Below are 10000 nucleotides of genomic sequence, written 5' to 3'. Positions count from 1 at the left end.
TTTGATATCAGCTTTTGCTTTTGCTTCTTGTAAAGTTTCATTAGAAATAGCAGGTTCTAACAAACGTTTGTAACTGTCTTTTATCGCCAATTCCAAATGTTCGGTTGCATCCGAATTTTTATTTTTGATAATGTTTTCTTCGATAAAATCTAATGCTTCTTCCTTTTCAATTGCGACATTTAATTTTACAAAACCTTCGGCTTCAGCTCGTAACATAGCTAATAAACGATGCGATGGTGCTTTGGAAATCGGTTCTGACCAATCGAAATATTGAGAAAATTTTTGAGCAGCTTCGTCGTCTTTTTTTGTTTTAACAACCTTTGTTGAAATTTCAGCTTTTCTTTGGAACATACGACGTAAATTTTTACGAATAAAGATATTTTCGTTAATCCATTCGGCAATAATATCGCGAGCACCTTGTAAAGCTTCGTCTTCATTTTTTACATTCTCATTCAAATATTTGGAAGCTAAAAACTCAATATCCTCATTTTTTTGACTCATAATGATTTTGGCCAACGGTTCTAATCCGCTTTCACGAGCAACATCGGCTTTGGTTTTTTTCTTCTTTTTATAAGGTAAATAGAAATCTTCCAATTCTTGTAAATCGAAACTGTTTTCAATTTTGGATTTCAATTCGGGTAAAAGTGCATTTTGCTCTTCAATCGATTTTAAAATACTTTCTTTTCGTTTGATGATTTCATCAAATTGCTTGTTTAATTTCGAAATCGCCTCGATTTGTACCTCATCTAAATTTCCAGTTTGATCTTTTCGGTAACGAGAAATAAATGGAATCGTACAATCTTCTGAAAGTAATTTTATAGTAGCTTCAATGCTTTTTGGAGCAATGTTAGTTTGGTTTTGAATGAATTGAATGTGGGTCATCGTAAATAAAAATTGAACTGCTAAAATACTATCTTTGGACAAAATTATTAGCTTTTGGAAGTACTATTTATTTATTTAATTGTGATTAACAGCCTTTGTTTTTTAACATTTGGTTACGATAAATGGCGAGCTAAAAACAATAAAAGACGAATTTCAGAATTCAAATTACTTTTTTTGACTAGCGTTGGTGGAACTATTGGAGGAATTGTAAGCATGTATCTTTTCAAACACAAAACCAATAAGTTTTCTTTTATATTAGCCTTTTATGCTATTGCAATACTTCAGATTGTTTTATTGTATTTCGGAATTCAAATGTTTAAAAGCTAAACCTATATTTTCAATAACATCCGTTATTAACATACTTTCCTCACTTTGTGTTTGAAGTGTAATATCTGCAGCCAATCCGTGAAGATAAACGCCTAATTTAGCAGCTTCTAAAGTAGTATAACCTTGTGCCAAAAATGAAGTAATCATTCCGGTCAAAGCATCACCAGAACCACCTTTTGCGAGACCAGAATTTCCAGTAGTGTTTTCAAAATTCTGAATTCCATCCGTGATAAAAGTTTTATGACCTTTTAAAACAATAACACAATTTAATTCTTTAGATTTTTGGATGGCTGTATTTCTTCTTTCTGATTCTGAATCGTGTTCACCAAATAAACGGTCAAACTCTTTTGGATGCGGTGTTAGCACAAATGAAAAATTAAAATGCTTCCAATCGATTTTGTATTTCGCAATTAAATTCAAAGCATCCGCATCAAAAACAACGGGAAGTTTGTTTTCATATAATTCGTAAATGTATTGCAGGCTGATTTCATCTAAGCCAATTCCAGGACCAATTCCGATAGCATTGTAAGGTGATAAATCATTCATCACACAAGTATTAGCATACATCGCTTCTGGAATCGAATTGAAAAGAATATTTTTATTTTCAGGATAAAAAGCAACGGTTAATAACCCAACACCTGAACGTAAACAAGCTTTAGCGGCAATAATCGCAGCGCCGATTTTATCTGAACTTCCTGCAATTAATAAAGCATGACCATGTGTTCCTTTGTGAGAATCACATGGTCGTTTTTTATAAGTATTTTTAATACAATTCAAATCTATTTTTTGGACTTCCATTTGAATTGTTTTTAAATTTTGGATTATTTACAAGCGATTTTTTTCACGCGATTTCCGTGTCTTCCTCCTTCAAATGGCGTATTTAAAAACGTATCTACCATTTCAATAGCTTGTTGAATAGAAGTATAACGAGCTGGAATACTAATAATATTCGCATCGTTATGCTGACGTGCTAAAGCAGCAATTTCTTTTGTCCAACAAAGTGCACAACGAATATCTTGGTGTTTGTTGGCGGTCATAGCAATTCCGTTTCCTGAACCACAAATTACGATTCCTAAATCCGCTTTTTTACTTTCTACATCGTAGGCTACAGGATGACCAAAATCTGGATAATCTACACTATCAAAAGTATCAGTTCCGTGGTTGTAAACAGTATGTCCTTTTTCTTCTAAGAATTCAACAATAGCTTTTTTATAATCTGGACCAGCATGGTCGTTTCCAATTGAAATTTTCATAAGTTGTTGTGTGTTTTGTATATGCAAAAATACTAAAGATTAAGGAGTATTAATAATATGATTCTTATTTTGATATTTTTTTAACCAAATACTTTAAAACCAATGAATTATGTAATAAAGTAAACCAAAAATTACACATTGTTAATTTCTTTACGTAAATCATTGATAATCAGTTAAACTTAATTTAACACTAATTGTTAACAACTTTGGATAGAAAATAAGAAGTTTTTTTTGGTTGTTAATTAAAAAATTGTAATCCAAAACTGGAATTGAAAATCCTAATTTAGTTTCATGAATTTTTAGAAAAGTTATCAATAGAAAAAAATCAGTTTTCAACAGAAATCAACAATTGAAGTTATTTACAAAACGAATATAAAATTATATTTCAACAACTGTTGATAACTATAAATTAAAGAATTTAGAAACTCTTATTTTCAGTTCTTTACTAATTTTTTAAATTGTTAATTACGTTGTATAAGTAACGATAACTTTTAAAAACTACTTCTGTAAAAAAACTTATTCCACATATTAACACGCTATAATAACCATCATAAATTTAAATTTAATTAAAAATATTTTTTGTTGTTTTTAATATATGTTGAAAACTTTCAGCTTTTAAAAAATTAAACAATTTTTAAATGATCGTCTTCGTTTAGTTTTTTAAGAATTTCTTTTACGGTTGCTTCATCGTTTGGATGTACTTTTAATTTGATTCCGCCGTAAGCAATTGTAGCGAAGGGATCGATCCCAACGATAGTTTCGTTTTCAAAAAAATAAGTTATTTCTTCTTGCTCTAATAGATTTTTAATAATTAAAGTTTCGTGTTGGTAGTTAAAAATTGCAACGGTTATAAAGTTTTCCATGTGATGAAATAAAAAAGGATTTACTTATTGTAAATCCTAAATTTTTATTAAACAATTAATTTTTCTTTTTTTAAATCGACAAGTATTTTTTTTACTTGTTCAACATTTTGTTCTTCTATTTTCAAAGTAATGTTTCCAAAACCAATACTTTGCAATGGATCAACCGATACTACAGTTTCATCTTGAATAATGTATGGAATTTTTTTTCGTTCCAATACACTTCTTAATTTCATGGTTTCTTTCTGGTTGTTAAAAATAGCAACTACTACAAAATCATTCATATCTTTTACATTTTTCGTTATTTCACAAATATACGAAAAGTTATTTTTTCATTAAAACTGAGCCTCTCTTACTAATTACTTATAACAATTTCGTAACTTTCAGCATTAATTAGAAATGATACAATGAGTAAGAAACCAAAAAAATTAGGAAATAAACCAAAAGATTTTACTGCACAAATATTTAAAATACTTTCAAGAGAACCTTCTAAATCTTTTAATTACAAGCAAATAGTTGCTGTTTTAGAGTTAAGCGATACCAAAAGTCGAAACGAAATAATTAGAGATTTAAAAATACTTAAAGCACAAGATAAAATTCACGAAACAGAAATTGGAAAATATCAAATTATTTCCAAAGCCGAATACTACGAAGGAATTGTTGATATGACGTCTCGTAAAACAGGTTATTTTGTTTGTGACGAATTAGAAGACGATGTTTTTATTCCGTTTATTAATTTAAATCATGCTTTAGATGGTGATAAAGTAAAAGCGTATATCTACAACAGAAGAAGTTCTCGTAAGCCAGAAGCTGAAGTTTTAGAAATTTTAGAACGTAAAAAAACAGAGTTTGTTGGTGTTATTGATATCCAAAAAAACTTTGCTTTCGTAACCACTGCCAATGCTAAAATGTATACTGATATCTTCATTCCAAAAAATAAAATTGGTGATGCAGAACACGGTGATGTAGTTTTAGTAACTTTAGAAGATTGGCCTAAAAAAGCCGATTCTCCTTTTGGTTCTGTGATTAAAGTTTTAGGAAAACCAGGTGAACACAATACTGAAATTCATGCGATTTTAGCGGAATATGGTTTACCGTATGATTTTCCAATTGAAGTAGAAGCGTATGCTAATAAAATAGATACTTCAATAACTGAAGAAGAAATTAAAAAACGTCGCGATATGCGTGATGTTTTAACGTTTACGATTGACCCGAAAGATGCAAAAGATTTTGATGATGCGTTATCGTTTCAGGTTTTAGAAAATGGAAATTACGAAATCGGAGTTCATATTGCCGATGTTTCGCATTATTTACAAGAAGGAACAATTTTAGATGATGAAGCTTATAAAAGAGCTACTTCTGTTTATTTAGTCGATAGAGTGGTTCCAATGCTTCCTGAAGTATTATCCAACTTTGCTTGTTCACTTCGACCACATGAAGAAAAATATACGTTTTCAGCTGTTTTTCAATTGAATGATAAAGCAGAAGTGTTAGATGCATGGTTTGGAAGAACAGTAACGTATTCTGATCAACGTTTTGCTTATGAAGAAGCACAGAGTATCATTGAAACTAAATCAGATGTAATTCCAGCTGAAATTTCATTAACTGGAAGCGAATATATCGTTCCAAAACCAATAGTTGAGGCTACTTTAAAAGTGGATGAATTAGCTAAAATTCTTCGTAGAAAAAGAATGGCAGCAGGCGCAATTTCGTTTGATAAAGTAGAAGTAAAATTCAATTTGAATGAAGATGCGGAACCGATTGGAGTGTACTTCAAACAAAGTAAAGATGCAAATCATTTGATTGAAGAATTCATGTTATTAGCAAATAGAAAAGTAGCGGAATTCATTGGAAAACAAAAGAAAACCTTTATTTACAGAATTCATGATGAACCAAATGAAGATAAATTAATCAATCTTCAAACTGTAATTGCTAAGTTTGGTTATATAATCAATTTCCGTTCAAAAAAAGACATTTCGAGTTCATTGAATAATTTATTAGAAGAAGTTCAAGGTAAAAAAGAGCAAAATTTAGTAGATACACTTACGATTAGAAGTATGAGTAAAGCAGCGTATTCTACCGAAAATATTGGTCACTACGGATTAGCATTTGATTATTACAGTCATTTTACCTCGCCAATTCGTCGTTATCCAGATGTTATGGCACACCGTTTGTTACAATTTTACATAGATGGTGGAAAAAGTGTAAGTGAAGATGAATACGAAGAAAAATGTGTGCATTCTTCACAAATGGAAGGTTTAGCCGCTCAAGCCGAAAGAGATTCAGTGAAATACATGCAAGTAAAATACATGCAAGATCATAAAGATGAAGAATTTTTAGGTGTAATCTCTGGAGTTACCGAATGGGGAATTTATGTAGAAATCATTGAAAACAAATGCGAAGGAATGGTTCGTATTCGTGAAATAAAAGATGATTATTACACCTTTGATGATAAACAATATGCTTTAGTAGGTGAAGTTTCTAAAAATATTTTACAATTAGGAGACGAAATTTACGTTAAAGTAAAAAATGCCGATTTAGTGAAAAAACAATTGGATTTTCATTATTTGAGAAAAAGAGAATAATTATTTTTTTATAAGAATTTAAAAATATTAAAATGAAAAAAATAGTTTATAGTTTACTATTAATTAGTTCAATAGCTTTTGCACAAACCGAAAAAAACGTTGGTGATTTTACTAAAGTAACCGCTTTCGATAAAATTGATGTCAACTTAGTAGCTTCCAGTGAAAATAAAATCGTTTTAACTGGAGCTAATTCTCAAGAAGTTGAAGTAATCAATAAAAATGGTGAATTAAAAATCAGAATGCCTTTAACTAAAATGTTAAGTGGTGACGATGTTTCCGCTACCGTTTATTACAAAAAATTAGACGCTGTAGAAGCAAATGAAGGAAGTAGAGTTTCTTCAAAAGATGAAATTTCTGCCATTAATTTTGATATCATTTGTAAAGAAGGTTCTGAAATTAAATTAACTAATTTACAAGCGGATAGATTACAAGTTCGTGTTTCACAAGGAAGTATTGTAACTACAAAAGGAACTGTAAAAAATCAAGATATTGTATCGAATTCAGGTGGAAAATACGATGGTCAAGATTGTAAAACTCAACAAACTGTTGTAACTGTAAATGCTGGTGGAATGGCAAATGTATATGCAACTGATTTTGTGGATGCTAAAACAAGAGCTGGTGGCGAAATCACTATTTACGGGAAACCAAAACAAATTAACGAAAAGAAAATCGCTGGAGGAACTATTGAACAAGCTAAATAATTTCTTAACTTCGTAGTTCAAACTTTTAACTTCGCAATTTGCATTTACACGATATACTTACCGCAATTCCTTGGGGACTATTGTTAGCTTTTTCAATTGGTCCTGGTTTTTTTGTATTACTTGAAACCAGTATTACTAAAGGGTTTAGAGCAGCTTTTGTTTTTGACTTAGGAATTGTTTTTGGTGATATTATCTTTATTTTAATAGCTTATTTAAGTACCAATCAACTACTAGAACAATTAAAAGATAATCCCACTTTGTTTATTATTGGCGGAATTATCATGTTGGTTTACGGTTTAACCTCTTTTATTATGTTAAAACGTAATTTTAAAAAACAACAAGACGAGGAACAAGACGATGATAACATTCCTAAAAAGAATTATTTCGCATTGTTTTTTAAAGGATTTTTATTGAATTTCATTAACATTGGAGTACTAGGTTTTTGGATGATGATTATCATAACCTATGGACCACAAATGGAAATGAATACTTCAAGAATTTCCATCTTTTTTGCAGCTATTTTAGCATTTTATTTAGCTTTTGATGTCGCTAAAATTCTATTAGCAAAACAACTAAAACACAAATTAATTCCAGCAAACATCTATAAAATTAAAAGAGTAATCAGTTTAGTTATCTCAATTTTTGGATTGTTTTTTATCCTTCAAGGTTTCTTCCCAAAAGAAAAAGAAATGATAACAAATAAGTTATTACCAGATACTACAATTACTGAATAATATTTTCTAAAAATCACCCCACAAAAAAGCCTCCAAGTTTTTTGAAGGTTTTAGAGACATCGCCCGGAATATCTTTAATTAATTTCTCTTAAAAATTAAAACAAAAAAAGAGCTACTATTTCTAGTAACTCTTTGGAGGCATCGCCCGGATTCGAACCGGGGTAGACGGTTTTGCAGACCGCTGCCTAGCCGCTCGGCCACGACGCCATTGTTTGAACGGACTGCAAATTTACATTTTATTTCCTCTTTTCCAAAAATATTAAGCATTTATTAAGTACAAATATTTAGTTTTAAAGTTTAATTTTGTGCAAAACAAATAGTTGATTAATTATGAAGAATTTACGTTACTTAAAACCCATATTTAGTTTTTTCTTAATCGGTTTATCTATAACCACTATTAGTAGAATTCTTTTGTTTTTTGTGTTCAAAGAACGTGTTGTGGAGAATCCTAACTATGGACAATTGTTTCTAATTGGTCTTCGTTTCGATTTAATTTTAATGTGTTACATCGCATTTTTACCAACGGTTTTAATTTCATTACTTCCCGATTCGGTTTTAAAACACTTCAAAAAGTTCTTTAATATTTACTTTATCTTCTTCTTGTTTTTGTTTCTGTTGATGGAATTATCAACATTAGATTTTATCAATCAATACGATACGCGTCCAAATCGCTTGTTTTTAGATTATTTAATTTATCCTAAAGAAGTAGTAGGAACCTTATTAAAAAGTTATTTACCTTCTTTAATCATCACTACTATTTTACTTGGAATTGCTTTGTTTTTTGCTTTTAAACACGGTAAAAAAATATTTTATCCTCAAGAAAGTAACTATAAAACCAAATTACTTTTGTTTTTAGTTGTTGCTTTTTTCTTGTTTTGGGGTGCTCGTGGAAGTTTAACTTCTAAACGTCCTATAAATGCTAGTAATGCCATCTTTTGTTCCGATCAAATGACGAACTCATTGGGATTAAATTCGCTTTACACGGTTGCATTTGCAGCTTATTCGATGAAGAATGAAGGTGATGTTAAGAAATACGGTAAAATGGACGAATTGGAAGCTTATACGCGTGTAAAAAAATACATGGATGTTACCGAATTTATTGCAGGTGAAGTTCCTTTTTTACACCTTCAAAAGCCAGATGCTCCACAACCAAAATACAACGTGGTAATCTTTTTACAAGAAAGTCTAGGAGCTGAATATGTAGGATGTTTAAACGGTTTACCTTTAACACCTGAATTGGATAAATTATCAAAAGAAGGATTATTATTTACCAATTTATATTGTACCGGAACTCGAAGTGTAAGAGGTATTGAGCAAGTAACCGCTGGATTTTTACCTAATCCATCAGAAAGTATTGTGAAATTAGGCGGTTCACAACAAGGATTTTTTACGCTAGCTGATGCTTTTGGTCGTCAAAATTACGATACGAGTTTCATTTATGGTGGAATGGCAAATTTTGATAATATGGCTTCTTTTTTCAATGGAAATGGTTTTAAAAATATCATAGATGAAACCGATTTCGATAAAGATGGAAAGAAATATGCCATGAAAGGAACTTGGGGTTATTCAGATGAAGATTTAGCAGTGAAAGCTAATGAATATTATAAAAATCTTGGAAATAAACCGTTCTTTTCTTTGATGTTTTCTACTTCAAATCACGAGCCATTTGAATTTCCTGATGGTAGAATTCAACTTTACGAACAACCTAAAAATACAGTTCATAATGCGATGAAATATGCCGATTTTTCAATTGGAAAATTTTTCGAATTGGCCAAAAAAGAAGCCTATTTTAAGAACACTATTTTTGTTGTTATTGCCGATCATAATACCAGAACGTATGGTAAAAATTTAGTTCCAGTGAATAAATTTCATATCCCAGCTTTAATTATTGCGCCAAATATTGAAAAAGGAATTACTTACGATAATTTAGCAAGTCAAATGGATATTCCATCAACGGTTTTAGCTTTATCAGGTATCACAACTAAAACACCAATGCCAGGAAGAAATTTATTAAAACTACTAAAAGGAACAAAAGGAAGAACCATTATGTTATTCCATGAAACTTACGCTTTTAGGGTAGAAGATGATATTGTTATCTTAAATCCAAATGCAAAACCATTGCAGTTCAAAGTAAAAAGTGACACCGAATTAATTCCAGTTGCTTTGAATGAAGAATTTGCTAAAGACGCACTTGCTCATATTGTGGCATCGAGCAATTTATACAAGAAAAGAGTTTACAAAATAGACTAAAAACAAATGGAAGAGTTAATTTCTAAACTCTTCCATTTCTATTGTAACCGCTTCTACATCGCCACCAATTGGAGGATTCAATTTAGAAACCGCTAATTTTATTCGAGAAATCGATGGAATTTCCGCAAAACATCTTGTGATAATGCGTTGGGCAACATGCTCTAATAATTTAGAACGAATGGCCATTTCCTCTGCTACAATTTTGTTTAAATGTACATAATCAACTGTATCGGTTAAATCATCGGTTTGGGATGATTTGCGTAAATCAGTTTTAATTTCTAAATCTACTCGGTAATCAGAGCCTATTTTTCCTTCCTCAATTAAACAACCATGATAAGAAAATGTTCTGATATTTTGTAATTTAATAGTTCCCATTTTTTCATTTATTATATACCAAATTTACCAATT

Annotated in this window: 11 protein-coding genes and 1 tRNA gene; 5 read left to right on the top strand and 7 right to left on the bottom strand. The window is 30.4% G+C overall.

The genetic code is table 11. The annotated features are described in order from the left end of the window. A partial coding sequence (locus LDL23_RS01935; RefSeq protein ID WP_291264201.1) for a Tex-like N-terminal domain-containing protein occupies positions 1–882 on the bottom strand: 882 nt, incomplete at its 3' end. Positions 883–936: 54 nt separating this feature from the next. Between LDL23_RS01935 and LDL23_RS01930 the strand changes: the two genes are divergently transcribed. Then, a complete protein-coding gene (locus LDL23_RS01930; RefSeq protein ID WP_026725431.1) occupies positions 937–1209 on the top strand; it encodes a DUF1294 domain-containing protein in 273 nt (90 codons plus the stop codon). On the opposite strand, the gene LDL23_RS01925 is transcribed toward LDL23_RS01930, so the two are convergent. The 4 genes from LDL23_RS01925 to LDL23_RS01910 form a co-directional block, all read right to left on the bottom strand. Beyond that, the gene (locus LDL23_RS01925) at positions 1174–2007 is read right to left on the bottom strand and encodes an NAD(P)H-hydrate dehydratase (protein ID WP_291264200.1); all 834 of its coding nucleotides are present in this window, start codon (positions 2005–2007) and stop codon (positions 1174–1176) included. The genes LDL23_RS01930 and LDL23_RS01925 overlap by 36 nt on opposite strands. 23 nt (positions 2008–2030) lie before the next feature. Further along, entirely contained in the window at positions 2031–2462 is a 432-nt protein-coding gene (gene rpiB, locus LDL23_RS01920; RefSeq protein WP_291264199.1) for a ribose 5-phosphate isomerase B, read from the bottom strand. Between the two features lie 623 nt (positions 2463–3085). Further along, positions 3086–3325 carry a DUF2007 domain-containing protein gene (locus LDL23_RS01915; protein ID WP_291264198.1) on the bottom strand — a complete coding sequence of 80 codons (240 nt, stop codon included), beginning with the start codon at positions 3323–3325 and terminating at the stop codon, positions 3086–3088. 47 nt (positions 3326–3372) lie between these two features. Further along, on the bottom strand, positions 3373–3606 hold the full coding sequence (locus LDL23_RS01910) for a DUF2007 domain-containing protein (protein ID WP_291264197.1): 234 nt from the start codon (positions 3604–3606) through the stop codon (positions 3373–3375). 123 nt (positions 3607–3729) lie between these two features. Between LDL23_RS01910 and rnr the strand changes: the two genes are divergently transcribed. Genes rnr through LDL23_RS01895 form a run of 3 tightly spaced genes read left to right on the top strand, consistent with a single transcriptional unit; the run spans position 3730 to position 7342 of the window. After that, entirely contained in the window at positions 3730–5907 is a 2178-nt protein-coding gene (gene rnr / locus LDL23_RS01905) for a ribonuclease R (protein ID WP_291264196.1), read from the top strand. A gap of 32 nt (positions 5908–5939) precedes the next feature. Next, entirely contained in the window at positions 5940–6608 is a 669-nt protein-coding gene (locus LDL23_RS01900) for a head GIN domain-containing protein (protein ID WP_291264195.1), read from the top strand. 38 nt (positions 6609–6646) lie between these two features. Continuing rightward, the gene (locus LDL23_RS01895; RefSeq protein WP_291264194.1) at positions 6647–7342 is read left to right on the top strand and encodes a LysE family transporter; all 696 of its coding nucleotides are present in this window, start codon (positions 6647–6649) and stop codon (positions 7340–7342) included. Between the two features lie 133 nt (positions 7343–7475). Here LDL23_RS01895 and LDL23_RS01890 read toward each other — a convergent pair. Further along, positions 7476–7549 (bottom strand) — tRNA-Cys (locus LDL23_RS01890). 123 nt (positions 7550–7672) lie between these two features. On the opposite strand from LDL23_RS01890, the gene LDL23_RS01885 reads away from it, so the two are divergent. Next, positions 7673–9592 carry an LTA synthase family protein gene (locus tag LDL23_RS01885; protein ID WP_291264193.1) on the top strand — a complete coding sequence of 640 codons (1920 nt, stop codon included), beginning with the start codon at positions 7673–7675 and terminating at the stop codon, positions 9590–9592. A gap of 15 nt (positions 9593–9607) precedes the next feature. On the opposite strand, the gene folB is transcribed toward LDL23_RS01885, so the two are convergent. Beyond that, a complete protein-coding gene (gene folB / locus LDL23_RS01880; protein ID WP_291264192.1) occupies positions 9608–9967 on the bottom strand; it encodes a dihydroneopterin aldolase in 360 nt (119 codons plus the stop codon). Positions 9968–10000: the final 33 nt, after the last annotated feature.

It is taken from the genome of Flavobacterium sp. (assembly GCF_020217025.1).
Classification (GTDB): Bacteria; Bacteroidota; Bacteroidia; order Flavobacteriales; family Flavobacteriaceae; genus Flavobacterium.
Note: the sequence above shows the minus strand (reverse complement) of the source record. Positions and strands in the feature narration are given on the sequence as shown.

Coding starts and splice junctions, on each gene's coding strand:
- LDL23_RS01925 (WP_291264200.1), bottom strand. CDS start 2,007: ATGGAAGTCCAAAAAATAGATTTGAATTGTATTAAAAATACTTATAAA.
- rpiB (WP_291264199.1), bottom strand. CDS start 2,462: ATGAAAATTTCAATTGGAAACGACCATGCTGGTCCAGATTATAAAAAA.
- LDL23_RS01915 (WP_291264198.1), bottom strand. CDS start 3,325: ATGGAAAACTTTATAACCGTTGCAATTTTTAACTACCAACACGAAACT.
- LDL23_RS01910 (WP_291264197.1), bottom strand. CDS start 3,606: ATGAATGATTTTGTAGTAGTTGCTATTTTTAACAACCAGAAAGAAACC.
- rnr (WP_291264196.1), top strand. CDS start 3,730: ATGAGTAAGAAACCAAAAAAATTAGGAAATAAACCAAAAGATTTTACT.
- LDL23_RS01900 (WP_291264195.1), top strand. CDS start 5,940: ATGAAAAAAATAGTTTATAGTTTACTATTAATTAGTTCAATAGCTTTT.
- LDL23_RS01885 (WP_291264193.1), top strand. CDS start 7,673: ATGAAGAATTTACGTTACTTAAAACCCATATTTAGTTTTTTCTTAATC.
- folB (WP_291264192.1), bottom strand. CDS start 9,967: ATGGGAACTATTAAATTACAAAATATCAGAACATTTTCTTATCATGGT.